15 protein-coding genes and 1 pseudogene are annotated in these 18782 nt (G+C 71.4%); 4 read left to right on the top strand and 12 right to left on the bottom strand.

What is annotated here, in order from left to right:
- Together ACJ73U_RS32640 and ACJ73U_RS32635 are read right to left on the bottom strand one after the other, a co-directional pair.
- A pseudogene (locus tag ACJ73U_RS32640) lies at nucleotides 1–668 on the bottom strand (NAD-dependent malic enzyme); the annotation flags it as partial.
- 10 nt (nucleotides 669–678) lie between these two features.
- Nucleotides 679–861, bottom strand: a complete 183-nt coding sequence (locus ACJ73U_RS32635) for a hypothetical protein (protein WP_407781589.1) — start codon at nucleotides 859–861, stop codon at nucleotides 679–681.
- Between the two features lie 61 nt (nucleotides 862–922).
- Here ACJ73U_RS32635 and ACJ73U_RS32630 point away from each other — a divergent pair, with 61 nt between their 5' ends.
- Together ACJ73U_RS32630 and ACJ73U_RS32625 are read left to right on the top strand one after the other, a co-directional pair.
- Nucleotides 923–3211: a helicase-associated domain-containing protein gene (locus ACJ73U_RS32630; RefSeq protein ID WP_407781588.1), complete on the top strand. Its 2289-nt coding sequence runs from the start codon at nucleotides 923–925 to the stop codon at nucleotides 3209–3211.
- Between the two features lie 45 nt (nucleotides 3212–3256).
- Nucleotides 3257–3496 (top strand): hypothetical protein, encoded by a 240-nt coding sequence (locus ACJ73U_RS32625; RefSeq protein ID WP_407781587.1) that lies wholly within the window; start codon nucleotides 3257–3259, stop codon nucleotides 3494–3496.
- Between the two features lie 22 nt (nucleotides 3497–3518).
- On the opposite strand, the gene ACJ73U_RS32620 is transcribed toward ACJ73U_RS32625, so the two are convergent.
- Nucleotides 3519–4109: a dihydrofolate reductase family protein gene (locus ACJ73U_RS32620; RefSeq protein WP_407781586.1), complete on the bottom strand. Its 591-nt coding sequence runs from the start codon at nucleotides 4107–4109 to the stop codon at nucleotides 3519–3521.
- A gap of 131 nt (nucleotides 4110–4240) precedes the next feature.
- Between ACJ73U_RS32620 and ACJ73U_RS32615 the strand changes: the two genes are divergently transcribed.
- Nucleotides 4241–6703 carry a LuxR C-terminal-related transcriptional regulator gene (locus ACJ73U_RS32615; protein ID WP_407781585.1) on the top strand — a complete coding sequence of 821 codons (2463 nt, stop codon included), beginning with the start codon at nucleotides 4241–4243 and terminating at the stop codon, nucleotides 6701–6703.
- Nucleotides 6704–6709: 6 nt separating this feature from the next.
- On the opposite strand, the gene ACJ73U_RS32610 is transcribed toward ACJ73U_RS32615, so the two are convergent.
- Together ACJ73U_RS32610 and ACJ73U_RS32605 are read right to left on the bottom strand one after the other, a co-directional pair.
- On the bottom strand, nucleotides 6710–8077 hold the full coding sequence (locus ACJ73U_RS32610; RefSeq protein WP_407781584.1) for an aldehyde dehydrogenase family protein: 1368 nt from the start codon (nucleotides 8075–8077) through the stop codon (nucleotides 6710–6712).
- A complete protein-coding gene (locus tag ACJ73U_RS32605) occupies nucleotides 8077–9165 on the bottom strand; it encodes a phenazine antibiotic biosynthesis protein (RefSeq protein WP_407781583.1) in 1089 nt (362 codons plus the stop codon). The genes ACJ73U_RS32610 and ACJ73U_RS32605 overlap by 1 nt, the downstream gene beginning before the upstream one ends.
- A 227-nt stretch (nucleotides 9166–9392) precedes the next feature.
- Between ACJ73U_RS32605 and ACJ73U_RS32600 the strand changes: the two genes are divergently transcribed.
- Nucleotides 9393–10247, top strand: coding sequence for an arylamine N-acetyltransferase family protein (locus ACJ73U_RS32600; protein WP_407781582.1), 855 nt, complete (start codon nucleotides 9393–9395; stop codon nucleotides 10245–10247).
- 21 nt (nucleotides 10248–10268) lie between these two features.
- Here the strand turns inward: ACJ73U_RS32600 and ACJ73U_RS32595 are convergent, their stop codons facing one another.
- The 7 genes from ACJ73U_RS32595 to ACJ73U_RS32565 form a co-directional block, all read right to left on the bottom strand.
- Entirely contained in the window at nucleotides 10269–11438 is a 1170-nt protein-coding gene (locus ACJ73U_RS32595; RefSeq protein WP_407781581.1) for an FAD-dependent monooxygenase, read from the bottom strand.
- Nucleotides 11439–11460: 22 nt separating this feature from the next.
- Nucleotides 11461–12561: a 3-dehydroquinate synthase II family protein gene (locus tag ACJ73U_RS32590; RefSeq protein ID WP_407781580.1), complete on the bottom strand. Its 1101-nt coding sequence runs from the start codon at nucleotides 12559–12561 to the stop codon at nucleotides 11461–11463.
- Nucleotides 12558–13451, bottom strand: a complete 894-nt coding sequence (locus tag ACJ73U_RS32585; RefSeq protein ID WP_407781579.1) for a 2-amino-3,7-dideoxy-D-threo-hept-6-ulosonate synthase — start codon at nucleotides 13449–13451, stop codon at nucleotides 12558–12560. Before ACJ73U_RS32585 ends, ACJ73U_RS32590 begins: the two co-directional genes overlap by 4 nt.
- 351 nt (nucleotides 13452–13802) lie before the next feature.
- The gene (locus ACJ73U_RS32580) at nucleotides 13803–14414 is read right to left on the bottom strand and encodes a GTP-binding protein (RefSeq protein WP_407781578.1); all 612 of its coding nucleotides are present in this window, start codon (nucleotides 14412–14414) and stop codon (nucleotides 13803–13805) included.
- A complete protein-coding gene (locus ACJ73U_RS32575; RefSeq protein WP_407781577.1) occupies nucleotides 14395–15048 on the bottom strand; it encodes a DUF742 domain-containing protein in 654 nt (217 codons plus the stop codon). The genes ACJ73U_RS32580 and ACJ73U_RS32575 overlap by 20 nt, the downstream gene beginning before the upstream one ends.
- 5 nt (nucleotides 15049–15053) lie before the next feature.
- The gene (locus tag ACJ73U_RS32570) at nucleotides 15054–15479 is read right to left on the bottom strand and encodes a roadblock/LC7 domain-containing protein (RefSeq protein WP_133907638.1); all 426 of its coding nucleotides are present in this window, start codon (nucleotides 15477–15479) and stop codon (nucleotides 15054–15056) included.
- On the bottom strand, nucleotides 15476–18640 hold the full coding sequence (locus ACJ73U_RS32565) for a nitrate- and nitrite sensing domain-containing protein (RefSeq protein WP_407781576.1): 3165 nt from the start codon (nucleotides 18638–18640) through the stop codon (nucleotides 15476–15478). Before ACJ73U_RS32565 ends, ACJ73U_RS32570 begins: the two co-directional genes overlap by 4 nt.
- Nucleotides 18641–18782: the final 142 nt, after the last annotated feature.

The following is an 18782-nucleotide window of genomic DNA, read 5'->3' as shown; positions in this document are numbered from 1 at the left end:
CGGGCCTCGATCTCGAAGCACCGCGGCGCGGCGATGTCCTCGAGGTTGATGCCGCCGTAGACGGGCGCGACCAGCTGCACCGTGCGGATGATCTCCTCGGTGTCCTGTGTGTCCAGGCAGATCGGCCACGCGTCCACGCCGGCGAACTTCTTGAACAGCGCCGCCTTGCCCTCCATCACCGGCAGCGCGGCGGACGGGCCGATGTTGCCGAGGCCCAGCACGGCCGAGCCGTCCGTGACGACCGCGACCGTGTTGCGCTTGATGGTCAGGCGCCGCGCGTCGTCCGGGGTCTCGGCGATGGCCTGGCAGATGCGGGCGACGCCGGGGGTGTACGCGCGGGACAGGTCGTCGCGGTTGCGGAGCTGGACCTTCGGGCTGACCTCGATCTTGCCGCCGAGGTGGATGAGGAACGTCCGGTCCGACACCTTGCGGACCGCCACCCCCGGCAGCTCCTCGAGCGCCGCGGTGATGTCCTTCGCGTGCGCGGCCGAGTGCGCGTTGGCGGTGATGTCGACGACGACGCGGTCGGTGTGCGACTCGACGACGTCGAAGGCGGTGATCACCGCGCCGGCCCGGCCGGCCGCGCCGGTCAGGTCGCCCGCCGCGCTGGCCGACGGCGGCGCCTCGACGCGGACGGTGATGGAGTAGCCAGGACCTGGAACCGGCATGTGGCTCGACCTACTTGTTGATCTCGGTGACCGGGTGCTCGTACGGCACGGACTCGAGGGGGAAGACCAGATCGCCGTACGGGGACAGCGCGCCCTGGCGGTCGGCGGCGAGCTCGCTGACCGGGTGGTGGCCGTTGTCGTCCTCCCCGGGCCAGTACGGGTCGATGCGACCGTCGTCGCCCTTCTTGGCCACGGATCCTCCTTCAACTCGGGTGAGCAGAGGTTACCGCCGACACGCGTATAACGTGGTAGGGGTGCCCGGTTCGACCCTCATCGAGTGGCTGCGTGCTCAGGACGACCAGACGCTGGCCGCCCTTCTCACAGCGCGTCCAGACCTGGCCACGCCACCGCCCGCCGACACGACCGTGCTGGCCGCGCGCGCCGCGACCAGGGCTTCGGTGACCAGGGCCGCGGAGGGCCTCGACACGTTCACGCTCGCGGTGCTCGACGCGCTGGTCGTCGCCGACGCGGACAAGGCACCCGTACCGGTTGCCCGGGTGGTGGAGATCGTCGGTCCTGACGCGACCGAGGCTCGAGTGCGCGACGGACTGGACACGCTCGTGCGGCTGGCGCTGGCCTGGGGCCCCACCGACGGCTCGGGCGAGATCTCCGTGGTGCCGGCCGCGCGTGAGGCCGGCGGCCTGTTCCCCGCGGGGCTGGGCCGGCCCTCGTCCGGACTGGACGGAGTGGACGTGTCCACGCTGCTCGCGGAGCTGTCCGAGGCCGAGCGGCGCATGCTCAACACGCTCGCGCACGGCTCCCCCCTCGGCCGCACGAAGGACGCGGACGTCCTGGTGCCGCTCGACCAGGCCCGCACGCCCGTGCAGCGGCTGCTCGCCATGGGCCTGCTGCTGCGCCGCGACGCGGAGACGGTCGAGCTGCCGCGCCAGGTGGCGCTCGCCATCCGCGGCGACAGTCCACTCGGCATGGTCAAACTGGACGAGCCGGTGCTGAACACCAGGCAGCACAAGGCGGCCATGGTGGACGCCACGGGTGCGGGCGAGGCCCTGGAGTTCCTGCGCCGCGCGGAGACGGTCGTCAAGCTGTGGTCGGAGGAGTCGGCGCCGGTGCTGAAGGCCGGCGGGCTTGGCGTGCGGGACCTGCGCAGGCTCGCGCGGGAGCTGGACACCGACGAGCGCGGTGCGACACTGGTCCTGGAGACGCTGTTCGGCGCCGGCATGATCGCCGACAGCGCGGCCGCCACGACACCGGAGTGGATGCCCACGACGCTCGTCGACCCGTGGCTGGTGGCGACGCCGCCCCACCAGTGGGCGACGCTGGCGGCCGCGTGGCTCGACCTGCCGCGGCTGCCCGGGCTCGCCGGCATGCGGGACGCGAAGGACAAGGTGCTCGCGCCGCTGTCGGACGACCTGCGCCGGCCACCCGCGCCGGCCGAGCGACGCCGGATCCTGTCGGCACTGGCCGAGCTGCGGGCCGGCACCGGGGTGTCCTCCCCCGACGACCTCGCGTCCGTGCTGGCGTGGCGGGCGCCGCGGCGGGGTGGGCGGCTGCGGGACGAGATCGTCCGGTGGACCCTGGCCGAGGCGACCGCGCTGGGCCTGGTCGCGCTGGGCGCGTTGACCGGCGCGGGCCGGGCGCTGCTCGAGAGCGACACGTCGGGCGGCCCGGCCGCGGCCGCCAAGCGGATGGCCGACTCGATGCCCGAGCCGCTGGACCACGTGCTGGTGCAGGCGGACCTGACCGTGGTGGCGCCGGGCCCGCTGGAGCCGGGCCTCGCGGCGGACGTCGCGGCCGTGGCGGACGTGGAGTCGGCGGGCAGCGCGACGGTGTACCGGGTGACGGAGGCGTCGGTGCGGCGTGCGCTGGACGCCGGCCGGACCGCCGAGGAGCTGCACGACCTGTTCCGGACGCGTTCGAGGACGCCGGTGCCGCAGGGCCTGAGCTACCTCATCGACGACGTGGCGCGCCGCCACGGCCGCCTGCGCGGTGGCACGGCCGCGTCGTTCCTGCGGTGCGACGACCCGGTGCTGCTCGCCGAGGTGGCGGCGCACCCCGCGGCCGGGCGGCTGGAGCTGCGCCGGATCGCGCCGACGGTGCTGGTCAGCCCGGTGCCGCTGAACGACGTGCTGGAGGAGCTGCGCGGGGCCGGCTTCGCGCCGGCGGCGGAGGACGCCAACGGGCAGGTGCTCGACCTGCGGCCCTCCGGTCTGCGGTTGCAGGCGCCGGCCCGCCAGCGGCGGGTGGTCGCGGGTTCGGTGCCACCGGAGCGGGCACTGGCGATGGTCGAGCAGCTGCGTGCCGGCGACATGGCGGCCGGCACGCGGCGCGGCCGAACGGTCTCCATGACCGGCGGCACCGGCGCGACGGACACCGCGGCGACACTCGCGTTGCTGCGGGAGGCGATCGAGCAGAACAGCCAGGTGTGGATCGACTTCGTCGACTCGCGCGGCGTGGCCAGCCAGCGGGTGGTGGACCCGTTCCGGGTCGGCGGGGGGATCCTCGAGGGCCGGGACGTCACGCAGGGTGCCGTTCGCCAGTACCCGCTCCACCGGATCACGTCCGCGTCGCTGGTGGAGAGCTGAGCGGGGTTCGAGCGGGTCTCGAGAAATCGGGCGCACCGTCGCGGCATGTCTCTGGAGCTGGTGGAGCGGGCCAACATCATCGACGTGGGTGTGCGTGCCATGTTGGCGCGTCTCGATCTCACCCGTACGGATGACGAGCACGAACGGGCCCTCGACGCGTTGATGGGGATCAGCCTGGCCGCGGACGCGCTGCGGGCGCTGGCGCGCGGTGACCTCGCCGGCGCCAGGGAGGCGACCCGGTCGATGGCCTACTACGCGCGCAAGGCCCAGGGCCCGGCCGGGTGAGCACCGGGCCCCGCCGCGAACCTCACGCCTTCCGGACGACCTCGTAGGCCAGGTGCGTGACGTGGTTGCCCTCGACGACCGTCGGGTCGCTCAGCTGGACCGGGGCCTTCGACAGGTTCTCGAACCAGCGGACGCCCTCGCCGAGCAGTACCGGCACCAGGTCGACGTTGATGCCGTCCAGCAGGCCGGCGTCCAGGCACTGCTGGGCGATCTTGGCGCTCGCGACCACGACGTTCCTGTCGCCGGCGAGGTCGCGGGCGACGCGCACGGCCTCGTCGACGCTGTCCACGAACGTGAACGTCTCGGTGTGCGGCCAGTCGGCCGGCGGGTTGTGGGTGACCACGACGACCGGGACGCCGACGGGGTGTGTGCCGCCCCAGCCCTGGGTGATGTCGAACAGGTGGCGGCCCGTGATCAACGCGCCCGCGCCGCTCAACGCCTCGCGCATGTACTCGGCACTCGCCGGGGACATCCGGAAGGTCGCCCACTCGACGGCCGTCGGCACCTCGACCTCGCCGTTGCCCATCCACCCGAACAGCTGGTCGATGCCGTCGGCGGTGTCGGCGATGTACCCGTCCAGCGACATGGACATGTTGGCGATGACCTTGCTCATCTCGGTGCACTCCTCGTTGGTGTTCCGTTGTCGACCTCAACTCTGCTGGCGGAGCGGGCCCGGAAGATCGGCCACCTGGCCAATGCCGAACCCGGGCCTGGCCGATGCCACGGGTGGCAGACTGGCCGGCGATGTCCCCCCAGTACGACCTACCCGTCCCGCTGACCACCTTCGTCGGCCGCACCGCGGAGCTGGCGGCGCTGGCCGACGCGCTCCGCACGGCACCGGTGGTGACCGTCGCCGGGCCCGGCGGGTGTGGGAAGACGCGGTTGGCCATCGCCGCCGCCAGTGGGCAGGACGGCGTCCGCTGGGTCGACCTGGCCGGCACGAGCGATCCGGCCACCGTGCCCGAGGTCGTCGCCGAGGCCGTCGGTGTGCTGCTCGTGCCGGGGTCGCTGTCCCGGCAGGTCGCGGAGTCGGGTGTGCGGCTGGTGTGCCTGGACAACTGCGAGCACGTGCTCGGCGCGGCCGCGGACGTGGCCGTCGCGCTGGCGCGGGCCGGGGTGACGGTGCTGGCCACCAGCCGGGAGCCGCTGGGGGTGCCCGGCGAGGTCGTGTGGCGGGTGCCGCCGCTGTCCGGTGCGGATGCCGTGACGTTGTTCAGGGAGCGGGCGAACGCCGAGGAGTCCGCGGCGATGCGCACGGCCTGTGCCCGCCTCGACGGGATCCCGCTGGCCATCGAGCTGGCGGCGGCCTGGTCGAGCACCCTGTCCGTGCCGGAGATCCTGCGTGGCCTCGACGACCGGTTCGCGTTGCTGGTCCGCGGGCCGCGCGGGGTGGCGGCCCGGCAGGCCACGCTCGCGGCGTCGATGGCCTGGAGCCACGACCTGCTCGACGACGCCGACCGGGTGCTGTTCCGGCGGCTCGGGGTGTTCGCCGGCGGGTTCACCCGCGCCTCCGCTGCGGCCGTCCGCGGCGGCGACGTGCTGGACGGCCTGGCGCGCCTGGTCGACAAGTCACTGGTCATCGCCGACACCCGGGACGCCGTCACGCGGTACCGGATGCTGGAGACGATCCGGCAGTACGCCGTCGCGCGGCTCGGCGCCGCCGGTGAGGAGGACGCCGTCCGGGAACGGCACCTCGCCGCGATGCTCCGGGTGGTCGAGGACCTCGCGCCGCTGCTGGAGGAGGACAAGGACGCCTGGCGCGCGGCCGTCGAGACCGAGCAGGAGAACCTGCGGGCCGCATTGGAGTGGGGTCTGGGACAGGCGGATCCCGGCCCGGCCCGGCGGCTCGCGGCCGGGCTGCCCTGGCTGTGGCACCTCAACCGGCACGGCCTCGAGGGGTTGGCGCTGCTCCGCAGGGCTGTCGACGCGCGACCGGACGCGCGGGACGCGTTGCAGGCGCGGCTGCTGGCCGGCCTCGCGCTGGTCGCCGACACCGCACAGCCGATCGGCCTGGAGTACGACGCCGCGCAGGCGGCGTACGAGATCGCGACCGAGGCCGGCGACACCGCGACCGCGAGCCTCGCCCGGCTGCTGAGCGCGGTCGGGCTGTTCTACCGGGACTTCGACACGGCCTGGGCGCTGGCCACCGAGGCCCGTGCGGGTGGCGCCGGCTTCGTCGTCGACGGCGCGGTCGCGTTGCTGGGGATCATCCGGCACCTGCGGGACGAGCACGACGAGGCGACGCCGCTGTTGCGGGCGGCGGTCGCGGGGCTGTCCCGACGGCACGACCGGGGCGTCGCGTCGACGGCGCTGGGGTTCCTGGCGTGCGGTGCCCTCTACACGGGTGACGTCGAGGGCGCCCGCGCGCTGGCCGAGGAGGGGGTGCGGATGGCCCGGCCGCTCGCGGACTACCACCGCATCGGCTCGGCGACGGCCGTGCTGGCGACCGTGGAGATGGCCGGCGGCCGGCTCGACGCCGCGGCCGCCGCGCTGGAGCCGGTGGTCCGGCTCGTGTCGGACGCCGAGCACGCCCCGTTCGTGCCGGGGCTGGCCCGGGCGATGGGGCAGCTGCGGTTGCTGTCGGGGTCGCCGGACGAGGCGGTCGAGTGGTTCACCCGCGAGTCGTCCTGGTTGGACGGCGACGCCGACGTGTACCTGACGCCGCAGACGCTGACCGGCCTGGCCGCGGCGCTGCGGGCGCGTGGCGAGGTCGAGGCGGCGCGGGCGGCGTGTGACCGGGCACTGGACATGGCGCGGCGGATCGGCATGCCGCGGGTCGTGGCGGACGCGCTGGCGGAGTCGGCCTTCCTCGACCCGGCGCGGGCCGTCGAGCTGCACCACGAGGCGCTGGCGATCCGCGCCGACCACGGGCTGTGGTTGTCCTGTGTGGACAGCCTGTCCGCACTCGCGGACCTGACCGGGGACGACCGGCTGCGCGCGGTGACCGACGTGCGGGCGGCGGTCGACTACGCCCGGCGCTCCCGCGGCAGGCGGGGCCGGCCGGCGAGCGGGTGGGCGAGCCTGACCCCGGCCGAGCAGAGCGTCGTGCGGCTGGCGGCGGACGGGCTGTCCAACCCGGACATCGGCGCACGGCTGTTCATGAGCCGCGGCACGGTGAAGACGCACCTGTCCCATGTGTACGCCAAGCTCGGTGTGACGAACCGGACCGAGCTGGCCCACCTGGCCGCTCGGCTGCTCGCCGACTGACCGGCCTCAGTCGCGGATCACCCCCTTGCTCCGCATCAGGAACTCGCCGAGGTAGCCGTCGTGCGGGACGCCCGGGGCCATCCAGTACGTCGGGTGGTCGCCGATGTAGAGGTTCCGGATGGACGGTTCGGCGAGCAGGTCGTCGAGGAGCGACTCGTCCGTGGTGACCGCCGTCAGCACGAGCGTGTCCCGCAGCGGTGCGATGCCCGCCGCCCGCGTCCAGGGCGCCACCCACACGCACGGGAAGCCCAGCTCGATCCGGGCCTGCGCGGCGTGCGGGTCGGCCAGTTCGAAGACGGCCGGCCGCAGCACGGCACCGCCGCTGCCGAGCTCCTCGACCACGCCGTCACCGCCGAGGTGCGCCGTCGCCCCGGACGTCCTGGCCAGCAGGTAGCTCTCGATGCCCTTCGCCGTCGCCACCGGGTACACGGGCAGGACCGCCTTCTCGTCCTCCGGCGGCAGGCCGGGGATCGTGGCGAGCCGCTCGGCGATGGCGGCGGCGACCGGGGCCGGATCGCCCTCGACGAACACCGCGGTGGTGTTCACGCAGGCCGTGCCGCCCTGCGCGCTCACCGAGTCGACGAGCAGGTCGACGTGGTCGCGCCAGTCGCTGTCCGCGGTGATGAGGATCTTGGACCGGCCGGGTCCGTTCGGCAGGACCGAGGGTACGTCCGCGTACTTGTCGATGACGTCCTGACCGCCGTAGACCATGCCGAGGTCGGCGCGGCGCAGGATGTCGTCGGCGGTGTCGTGGCCGGTGGGCAGGAGCACGACCTGGTCGTCGCCGAACCCGCACGCGCGCAACGCGGACACCAGCCGGTACGGGGTGAGCGGCTCCCGCCGGGACGGCCGCACGGCGACCCGGTAGCCGGCGGCCAGTGCCTCCAACCAGCCGGAGTGCACCGCGGGGTGGTTGCCGGCGGCGTGCACCGCGAAGACCTCGCCGCGCCGGATCCACACCGCGGCGCCCTGCCGGGTCCGCTGGTCGCGCCAGTCCTGGCCGGCGCCGACGGGACGTGCGGACTGCAGGCCGCGGTCGTGGGCACCGGCGGCGAACTGTGCGATCTGGTCGACGGCGGCCCGCACGACCGGCATCGGTGTGCCGGACATGCGGCTGACGGTGTGCCGGTAGTCGGCGACGGTCATGCCGTCGACCTCGCCGCGGGCGAACAGCTCGCCCGCGTCGGCGAGGGCGGACCTGCGTGCGTCCACCGGCAGCGGCCGGGCCCTGCGCAGGGCGGGCATGGTGCGCAGGATGTACAGCAGCGGCACCAGGCTCAGCTCCGCGAGCGGAGTACCGGCCACGTCCGTGACCGGCAGCCGGTTGCGGGTGCGGTAGGCGCCGCCGGGACCCAGGGCGTCCAGGGCGATCATCAGTAGACGCCCTCGATGACGGTCTCGTCCTCGAACACCTGGACCGGGTAGACCTCCGCGATCGCGTCACCCACCATGCCCGGCAGGGGTTCGACGCGGATGGCGAGGTCGCGTTCGAGGTTGTTCGGCAGCAGCATGCTCCTGCTGACGTGGTTCATCACGACCCGGCCGCGTTCGCCGTACGCGACCCGCTGCCCGGTCGCGGGATCGATGACGGTGAACGTGATCGCCGGGGAGAGCGGGTCGAGGACCGGCATCTCCGCCGTGCCGGGGCGTTCGATGACCGGACCGCCGCCGATCATCGTGCTCCCGAGGCCGGCGCGGATGTTCACCCCGGGGAACACCTCGGTGCGCAGCAGGTCGCGGGTGTCGGCGTCGAGGTGGGCGCCGCCCCACAGGATGGTGTCCACCTTCTCGTTGACCAACTCGACCAGGTCCTCGTGCTGGCCGAGTCGCGCCAGCATCGGCCCGGTGATCATCAGGACGCCGATCCGCTGTGTCCGCAACAGGAAACGCGCCTGCTCGAACAGGTGCTCGGTGTACGCGTCCACGTCGCCGGTCCGGCCGTCGGCGAGTAGTTTCTTGACCCAGCGCGGATCCAGGTCGACGAAGAACGCGACACCGCCGCGGTCACGCGCGAGCCGCACCATCGTCTCGCCGATGACGTGCGGCCCGCTCGGGGTCATGGACAGCCAGTTCACCCCGCGCGGAAACCCGATCAGGTCGAGACGTCTGTCGACTTCGGCGAGCACCTGGTCCCACCAGTCGCGCAGGATGACCACGCGCTTCGGCGCGCCCGTCGTACCACCGCTCTCGTAGGCGCCGACGATCGGCGGTCGTTCGCCGTAGCCGCGCGGGATGAGGGCCTCGACGGGCACGTTGCGAAGTTCGTTGACTACATTGGGAAACAGCGCCAGGTCGTCGTGGCTCTTCACGTCCGTGCGCGGGTCGAAGTCGAGCGAAGCCGCTCTCTCCAGCCAGAACGGCGATCCGGTGTCCGGATTGAAGTGCCATTCCATGGCCGCACGCACGAACTCGTCCGCATCGCGCACCGCGTTCAGTGGTAGGTCCAGAACCGATTCCGCCATGATGAACCTCTTTCAAATTGTGGCTGTCGAGCGCGGCGGAAAGCGACACCAGCACCAAAACAGGGGCGCGCCAGGCGATTCGGCGAAAACGCCGGACGGGAGGACGCTGCGCCGAGCCCGGTTCCGGCCGTGCGCGTTCGTGGGCAACGCTTACCGCCGCCCGGAAGCATACCTACCGTGTCCAGTTCCCCTTGCGATGCAAAACTTGCCTGACCACATCGTGTCCAATGAGGATTACTCCACTATGGTCCGATAAGGACCGTTGCGGTCTATGGGTTCTTGGGCCAAGATCTCGCGAGGTGAGACCAGAACTGGTCCAGCGCTATCTCGAACGAATCGGTGTACGCCACCCGGTCGAACCCACTACTCCGACACTGGTCGAGCTGACGTCGCGACACCTGGAATCGGTACCATTTGAAAATCTCGGTGCCCACCTCGGTGAGCAGGTATCCCTTTCGGCGAACGAATTGCTGGACAAGATCGTCCACCGGCGGCGCGGAGGGATCTGCTATGAGCTGAACGGGGCCTTCGCACTGCTGCTCCGCGCCGTCGGCTTCGAGGTCGATCTACTCGCGGGCCGGATTCCGCGCGCCGGGGGCGAGTTCGGTCCGCCGTTCGGTCATCTCGCGCTGCTCGTCCGCACGCGCACCCCGACTCTCGTCGACGTCGGCTTCGCCAACGCGACCGTGGCGTTCGTCCCGTGGGAGCCGGGCGTGACGACGCCGGCCGGCGGTCACGGGCTGCGCCTGGCCAAACACGGCGACGTGCACGTGTGCTCCGGCGCGGAGTCGCTGTACACGCTGGAGACGCGGCCCCGCGAGCTGGCGGACTTCGCCGCCATGGCGTGGTGGCAGTACAACTCGCCGCACTCGCGGTTCACCCAGTCGCTGGTGTGCAGCCGGGCCGTGCCGGGCGGCAGGCGGACCCTGGCCGGCCACCGGCTCATCGACGTCTCGGCGAGCGGCCGCGAGGAGCGGCTGCTCGACGACGACGAGGTCCTCGACTGCTACCGCGACGAGTTCGGCGTCCGGCTGACGCGGGTGCCCCCGGTGCGGTTTCCCCGGCTGCCGCGGACCGCGTGACGTTCCGCCGCGCTCAGGAGCTCAGCCCACCAGCTCGATGTCGTGGTCGAAGAGCTCCGCCACCGCCCGCAGGGAGTCGACGGGCGTGGCGCCGCCCTCCTGTGGGCCGGACTCCTCGTGGTAGCTGCTGCCCGCGGCCGTCGACATCCGCTGGACCGCCAGCGTCCTCGGTCGCCTGGCCTCCTCGTAGGTCCTCAGCGCCGCGGGGACGTCCGAGGTAGCGCCGCGGGCGAGTGCCGACGCGAGGGTCACGGCGTCCTCGATGCCCTGGTTGGCGCCCTGTGCCATGAACGGGAGCATCGGGTGCGCGGCGTCTCCCGCCAGCGTCGTGCGGCCGGTGCTCCACCGCAGGTCCGCGTTCCTGGTGTGCAGGGCCCACAGGGTGACCTCGTCCGCGGCCCGGACGAGCGTGTGGATGCCCTCGTCCCAGCCGGCGAAGGCCCGGAGCACGTCACGCACCTCGCCCGGCTCGGTCCACGACTCCTGGTGCCACTGCTCGGCCGGCACGGTCGCGACGAAGTTGACCAGCCGGCCGGCCGCGACGGGGTAGTGCACGAAGTGCATCCCCGGTCCGGTCCACACCACGGACCGGTGCTCGCCGAAGAACGCCGGCAGGCGGTCGGTCGGCACCATGCCGCGGTAGACGGCCAACCCTGAGTAGACCGGCTCGTCACGCACGCGACCGGCCCGGACCACCGACCGGATGCCGTCGGCGCCGACGACGACGTCCGCCCGCACCGAGGTCCCGTCGGTGAACTCGACCTCGACACCGTCGGCCGTCTCCTCGTAGGCGCGGGCGGCCTTGCCGAACCGCACGACCTCCGCCGGCACCGCGCCGGCCAGCACCGCGTGCAGGTCCGGCCGGGCGAGCAGGTAGTACGGCACGCCGTACCGGCTCTCGCAGTCGTCGAGGGGGACACGTCCGAGGACCTCACCGGTGAGCCCGCCGCGCACCTCGATGGCGCGGGACCGCACCGCCACCTCCGCGAGGGCGTCGCCCATGCCGAGCCGGTGCAGCAGGCGCCCGGCGTTGGGGGCGAGCTGGATACCCGCGCCGACGGCACCGAAGGCCGCCGTCTTCTCGTAGACCGCGCAGTCGATGCCGACCTCGCGGAGCGCGGTCGCGAGGGTCAGGCCGACGATGCCCGCACCGATGACGGCGACGGTCGTGTTCTCCACGCTACGTGACACGACCGTCACCCTAACATCGGACCTATTTCTCCAGGCAGAACTCGTTGATCGGGTATCCCACGTGCCGGTCCGCCGAGGGCAGGTGGCCGAGGATGATGTCGCCCGGCTTGAGCTCGGTGCTGTTGAGCACGGCGCCGCCGGCGCCGAAGACCCGCACGTGCCAGTCGTCCTGGAGGATCAGGTTGACGGCCTGCCCGTTGGGTGCCTGCGCGTCGACGGAGATGAGCGGCCGGCTCTCGATCTTGACCCGGCCCACGGTGACGACGCGGGTCCTGCCCTTCACGTCGACCGCGGTCACCTTGCTGCCCGACTTCAGCTCGCTGAGGTAGTTGGTCCGCTCGTTCTCACTGAGGGTGTAGGAGTGGATGGCGCCGGCGTTGACCCGGAACGGCCGGGTGGGCATGTACGGCAGCGGGTGGGTCTCGCTGACGCACAGGACCATGCCCTTGGAGTGCGAGCCGACGAGGATGCCCTCGTCCTCGCGGAAGTGGGTGCACGTGTCGACGCACGCGCGCTCCCCCATGCCGACGTGGGTCGTCGCCGTGACGGTCAGCTCGACCAGCTCCAGCTCCGGGCTCTCCACCACCGAGGCGGCCTTCAGCGCCGTGGCGTCACCCACGGCGGCCGGGGCGAGCAGGACCCCGTCGGACCCGTGCTCGAGGACACCGAAGATGATCTTCGCCTCCGCCACGTCCTGCGCGGTGGTGATCAGGCTGCCGGTGGCGTTCGCCGCGGCGGCGATGACGATTTCCAGCGGGATCTTCGTGGGGTCGCGGAAGTACAGCAGGCTCCACGGGTAGTTCCGCGCCGACTGGCACGCTTCTTCCAGGGTGGCCGGGTCCGCGATTTCGACATAACGGCCGAATTCCACACCGAGGTGGTGCTCCGCCAGCTGCTCCGGTTGCCCGTGCTCGGCGGGGACGGCGATGACGATGTCGGTCGCGCCGAGGTCCTCCGGCAGATTCTTCCCCTGCGGGAACAAAATTTTCTTGACGGTTGGCGGCAGCCCCTCGAAATCGGCGACGGTATCGGAAACTATCCCGTCCACCCGCTGGTGCAGCGCCTCCTCCAGGATGGCCGCCTTGGCACCGGTCGCGCGGATGTCGATCCAAGTGAGCTTCACAGTGGTGCTCCCTCTCTTCGCTCACCCGACGTGGCGAGCGCCTCGCAATGCATGGGGATGGCCTCGACGGGCCAGGGCCGGAACTCGGCGGGCGCGGGCGGCACGAGGTCCCCGTGCACCCGCTCGGCGAGCCGGCGGGTGAGCCCGCCCGGGTCCAGGTCCTCGAAGATGTTGCGCCCCACCGCGAGGCCGGCGGCGCCGCCCAGCAGCACGGCGTCGACGAAGTCCATGAGCGCTTCCTCGTCACCCGCACGCGGGCCGCCCGCGGCCAGCACCGGCACCGGTGCCGCGGCGGTGATCTCGAGCATCTTCGAGACAGAACCGACGAAATAAGTCTTGACCAGGTCGGCCCCCAGCTCCGCCGCCAGGGTGATGGCGTGCGCGACGAGCTCGGGATCCTGGGGGTGGGCGACCTTCGGGCCGCGCGGGTACACCATCGCCAGCACCGGGACGTTCCACCGGTCACAGGACTCGGCGACGGCGGCGAGGTCCGCGATCTGCCGCGCTTCCTCGCGCGAGCCGAGGTTCACGTGCACGCTGACCGCGTCGGCCCCGAGCCGGAGCGCCTCCTCCACCGTGCCGACCAACACCTTGCCGTCGGGGTCGGTCGCGTGCACGGTGCTCGCGCTCAGGTGGACGATGAGCGAGAGCTGCTTGAACCACGCCGGGTCGACGAAGCGGATGTTTCCCTTGTGCAGCACCACGGCGTCGGCGCCGTTGACGGCGAGCTGGCCGACCAGCGCGTTCAGTGCCGAGCCGCCGCCGGGAATGGGCCCGACCGTCAACGAATGGTCGAGCGGCACGACCATCGTTCGTTGCGGATTGTTGCGAAAGAGCCGGTTGAGCCTTAAGCGACGCGCGGTGGAAATGCCATAAAAAGGCCTACTCATTAAATCCTCTCATGCGCCACGAGTTCTGGATTCGGCAATTTTCCGATAACCCAGCAAACCTATGTGCCGAGCGCGATGCGGATTCTAGTGGTACAGCCTTACCGCGGGCAACCTGCGCCGGAACTTCCAGGCGCGACCGGTTCAACGCGCCTTTTGCTGTACGGACATCAATACGATGACTTTTCACGTTACCGCGGGTCACCGATGACCGTGAACGCGTAGGCGTCACCGGCGGCGGAGCCCGCCGCTGGAGGGAGAACAGCACAACAAGCTCTACGCCGGTCGGCACGATCCTCGTGAGTGGAGAACGTGCCGACCGGCGTAGAGCTTCTGCTTGGGGAAGTCCGGACCTCAGCCCGCGCGGGCGCTCATGCGCTGGTGCATCGCGTGCTCGACCAGCGTGATGAGCGTTTCCTTCGTCGACTCGCGGTCGCGCGCGTCACAGGTGACGATCGGGACCGCCTGGTCGACGGTGAGCGCGTCGCGGACGTCGTCCACCCGGTGGTGGAGCACCCGGTCGAAGCAGTTGATCGCGACCACGTACGGCAGCCCGCGGTCCTCGAAGAAGTCGATCGAGGCGAACGCGTCGGCCAGGCGGCGGGTGTCGACCAGCACGACCGCGCCGATGGCGCCGCGCACGAGGTCGTCCCACATGAACCAGAACCGGTGCTGACCCGGTGTACCGAACAGGTACAGGATCAGGTCGCTGTCGAGCGACACGCGTCCGAAGTCCATCGCGACCGTGGTGGTGACCTTGTTCGGGGTGTTCGACAGGTCGTCCACGTCCACGCTGGCCTCGGTCATCACGGCTTCTGTGGTGAGCGGCACGATTTCCGACACCGAACCCACCAGAGTCGTTTTGCCGACCCCGAACCCGCCGGCGACCACGATCTTCGCCGAGGTGGTCGGCTGAGGTGAGGACGCGCCGCGCGGGCCGAGGGGACTAGAGCCTGCGGAGACCACTGAGCACCCTTTCCATGAATTCGATCGACGGCCGGTCGCCGACGACCATGCCGCTCTGATGGATCAGGACCAGTCCCATACCGGCCATGTCTCCAATCAGTACCCTGGCCACACCGAGCGGTAGCCGCAGATGTGCGGCGACCTCCGCGACGGACCTGGTGTCCAGGCACAGACCACAGATGGAACGGTGCTCCGGGAGCACCGCCGCGTCCGGGGCCTTCCCCCTCTCGCTGGTGGACACCAGCGCCTCGATCGCAAGATCATAGTCGGAACGTGTCCGACCACCTGTCCTGGTGTACGGCCGGACGAGGGATCCGGTTTCCTGGGCGCCGCCACCGCCGCCACCGCGGATCGACTCCGCGCCGAGGAGCTCATCGGACCGCCAGGCACCGCTGTTGTAGACACCGCTGTGTGCCCCGCTGTGCCGTACTCCGCTGTCAGAGATCCCGTCCCGGCCGACCGTGGGAATCTCCTTGGAGTCCCAGTTCGACTGCGCGGGTATGCCTCCGGAGTCCCCGTACAGCGTCGCTCCGGGGCCACCGAACAGCCTGGCCCGGAAACCGTCGACGTCGAACCGGTTCGGTGCTTCGCCGACGTCGTGCTCGGGGAGGTCCTCCCAACCTTTCTCCGGCATGGCTCTCACCTACGCTGAGCGCCCTGAAGCTGTGCTCGCAGCTCCGGGGTCATCTGCTGGCCGACCCGCTCGACCAGCAGCGTCATCTCGTACGCCACCAGGCCGATGTCGCAGTTCGGCGCGGCGAGCACCGCCAGGCACGAGCCGTCGGAGATGGACATCAGGAACAGGTAGCCCCGGTCCATCTCGACCACCGTCTGGTTGACCCCGCCCGCCTCGAAGCACCTCGCGGCGCCCTGGGTGAGGCTGACGAGACCGGACGAGACGGCGGAGAGCTGCTCGGCGCGGTCCCTCGGCAGGCCTTGGGAGCCGGCCAGCAGCAGGCCGTCCGCCGACACGACGACGGCGTGCGCCACGCCAGGAACCTGACGGACGAAATCAGTGATTAGCCACCCGAAGCTACCGGGCTGCTGTGCGGACGCGGTCGTCACTCCTGCTCCTCGTCTGTACGACTGTGCTCCGAACCGGGCTGGTCACCAGCGTATGCGTCGATGAGCGCATGGCGGCCTCGCCGTACGCCCTGCTGGAAGCTTGACATGCGACCTCGGACCGCGTCCGCCGAGCGTGGCGGAAGCTGCGGTGCCGACGGCCCGGTGTCACCGGGACGCGGTTCCTTCGCCTCGTGCCTCGGCGCGGCCGACCCGGGCACGAGGTGTGCCTTCGGGACGCGCTTCGGCAGGCCGGCGTTGGTGGTCGTGTCCGGAGTCTTCTCCTCCAGCAGCGCGCGGGCGGCGAGCCACCCGTCGTCACCCGGTGAGGTCCACGGTGTCGGCTCGGGTACGGGCGGCGCCTCGACCTGCTCGGCCGGGGCGGCGACGTGTCCGTTGCCGGTTCCTGCGACATTGCTGTTGACATTGCCGTTACTGGGGCTGCTGCCGGTTCCGTTTGCGGTTCCGGTGCCATTGTGACCGCCATTGTGACCGCTGCCGTTCGCGCCCGTCTCAGCCGGGGCGGCCTCGACCCGCTGCGCCGAGCCGGTGTCCGCCGTCTCGAACCACTGCGACAGCACCGCCTCGTAGATGGGCAGCCGCTCGGTTGGCGCGTCGACGTTCAGCTCTGCCTCCCCAGCAGCTGATGACGTGGAGCCGGCGTACGGGGTGTAGCCGGTCGGCTGGTCGTATTCGCTCGGCGGGGTCGGCAGCGGCGCGCCGAACAGCGCGGTGCCGGTGTCGCCGATGGGCGGCTGGTGCTGGTCGCCACGACCGTTCTGCTCGAGCTGGGGTGGCGCCGGCTGGGCGGGCACGCCGTTGGACTGCGTGCCGTGGCCGGGGTCGTAGCCGCTCGGCTGGAACGGCGGGTAGCTCGCGACCTCGGCGGGCGTGCGGTCCTGCGAGGTCTCGTGCGGTGCCGGCAGGCCCATCTGGCCGCTGTCCGGGCGCACCCTCGGCATGCCGCCGGTGAAGGCACCCGCGATACCGCTGTTGCGGGCCGGCGTGCTGACGTTCGGCCCGGTGTTGCCCATCGGCACGTTCAGCTTCGAGTCCGTGTTGGACTGCTCGGCGAGGCCGCCGCCGAACGTGGTCGGACCGGTCGTCGTCGGCGCGCCCAGGTTCCTCGACGTGGCGCTGAGCGGCTGGACCAGGTCGGCCGGCACGTTGATGCGGGCGATCAGGCCACCCTCGATGTCCTCGTTGTCGCGCAGCCGCACGGTGACGTTGTGCCGCTTGGCCAGGCGCGCGACCACGTAGAGACCCATTCGCCTCGTCACCGCGACGTCCAGGTCCGGCGGGTCCGCGAGGCGGGCGTTGGTCGCCGCGATCTCCTCTTCGGACATGCCGACACCCTGGTCGGTGATCTGGATGGCGAGCTCCTTCTTGCGGGTCATCGCCATCCGCACGATCACCTTCTTGTCCGCGGGGGAGAAGAAGGTCGCGTTGTCGAGCAGCTCCGCGATCACGTGCACGAGGTCGGACACCGCGCGGCCCTGGACCGCGACGTCCGGCGCCGAGGCGACCTCGATGCGCGCGTAGTGCTCCACCTCGGACACCGCGGCACCGACCACGTCGGACGCGGGCACCGGACGCGACAGCTGCCGCGACAGGCCGGTGCCCGAGAGCACCAGGAGGCTTTCCGAGTTCCGCCGCATCCGGGTGGCGAGGTGGTCCAGCTCGAACAGCGAGGCCAGCTGGTCCGGGTCCTGCTCGTCCTGCTCCAGGCGGTCGATCAGGGACAGCTGGCGTTCGACCAGCGCCTGCGACCGGCGGGACAGGTTGACGAAGATCGAGTTGATGTTGTCGCGCAGGAGCGCCTGCTCGGTCGCCATCAGGACCGCCTGCTCCTGCACCGCGTCGAACGAGCGGGCCAGCTGGCCGGTCTCCTCCCTGGTGAACACCGGCACCGGCTCGACCGCGTTCTTGGACGCGGCGACCGGGTCCGGGTCGGCCAGGATTCGGCGGACCGTCTGCGGCAGTCGCGAGTACGCGACGTCCAGCGCGTTGGAGCGCAGCACGCGCAGCGGCTTGAGCAGCGACCGCGCCACCAGGAGGGCCAGGAGGACGGCGAGCAGCAGCACCGCGAGGACGATGGCCGCGTCGCGCAGCGTCGCCTGCTGCTGGTCGTTGCGCAGGTTGGAGATCTGGTCGCGCAGGTCGGAGAGCTCGCCCTGCTCGATCTCGCGGAACAGGGTGAGCACCGAGTTACCGGGCTGCACGACGTCGTTGTCCGGGGTCACGCCGAGGTTCAGGTCGGCGTCGCCGCGGACCACGATCAGCTGGCGGCTGCGGGCCAGCGCGTCGATCGCCGGACCGACCAGCGTGTCGTTGAACCGCTGGCTCTCGGCCGGGTTGGCGATCGCGTTGAACGTCGCGACCGCGGAGTCCTGCCGGGCGGCGGCCGCCTGGAGCTCGTTGAGCTCGTTGTCCCGGATGCCGCCCTGCGACGCCACCGCGGACATGATCATGACCTGCTCGGCGACCTGCGCCTTCGCGGTCGCGATCGCGCTGAGCGCGTTCAGGCGCGAGGTCAGCGCGCCACTACCGACGTCGGACCTGGCGAGGCCGCTGACCTGCAGGAGGGTGTTGATGGCGTCGGTATAGAGGTTGGCGACGTTGAAGCCGTCGAACTTGAACCTCGCGTCGCTCCCGACCTGGCGCATGGCGCTGAAGCCCTCGCCCTCGAGCCGGTAGAAGAGGCGCTCGTAGCCCTCCTTCACACCGGGATCCGAGTCCTCGTAGAACGAGGCGGCGGACGCGCGCAGCCCGTTGATGGCGTCGTCGGTCGCCCGCTGCTGCTGGCCGAGCTCGTTCTGACCGGTGCTCTTGTCGCTGGCGTACCGCGCCGCGAGCACACCTTCCTTCTCGAGCTCGTTGACCGTCGCGTAGACCTTCGCGTGGAGGTCAACCTGTTCGAGCAGGTAGTCGAGGTCGTTCGCCTGCCTGATCTGCGTGAAGACACGCAGACCGGCGAACGCGAGCGCCGCGAGCGTCGGCACCAGCAGCACGACCATCAGCTTGGTCGGCAGGCGCCACTCACTCAGCCGGAAGCGCCTGCGCTTACCAGGCCGACCCGCCTGTTCGGCGCGAATAGCGGCGTCGGCACGCCGCACGGCGCTGTCGGTAGCGCCGTCACCGGCCAACGCACTGTCCCTTGCCACTGGAGGACTCACTCCCAAGTCGCCGTCGAGCCAATCGCACAGTTCTGTAGCAATCTCACCCGTGTGGCTGACACTGCGGCGCACAGCTTTCCCGTATACACACTCACGGTCAAGGGGACGGTTGCCACCAGTGCCAGGCTGG

It is taken from the genome of Actinophytocola sp. (assembly GCF_045807065.1).
Taxonomy (GTDB): Bacteria; Actinomycetota; Actinomycetes; order Mycobacteriales; family Pseudonocardiaceae; genus Actinophytocola.
This window is presented reverse-complemented; position numbering and strand designations above follow the sequence as displayed.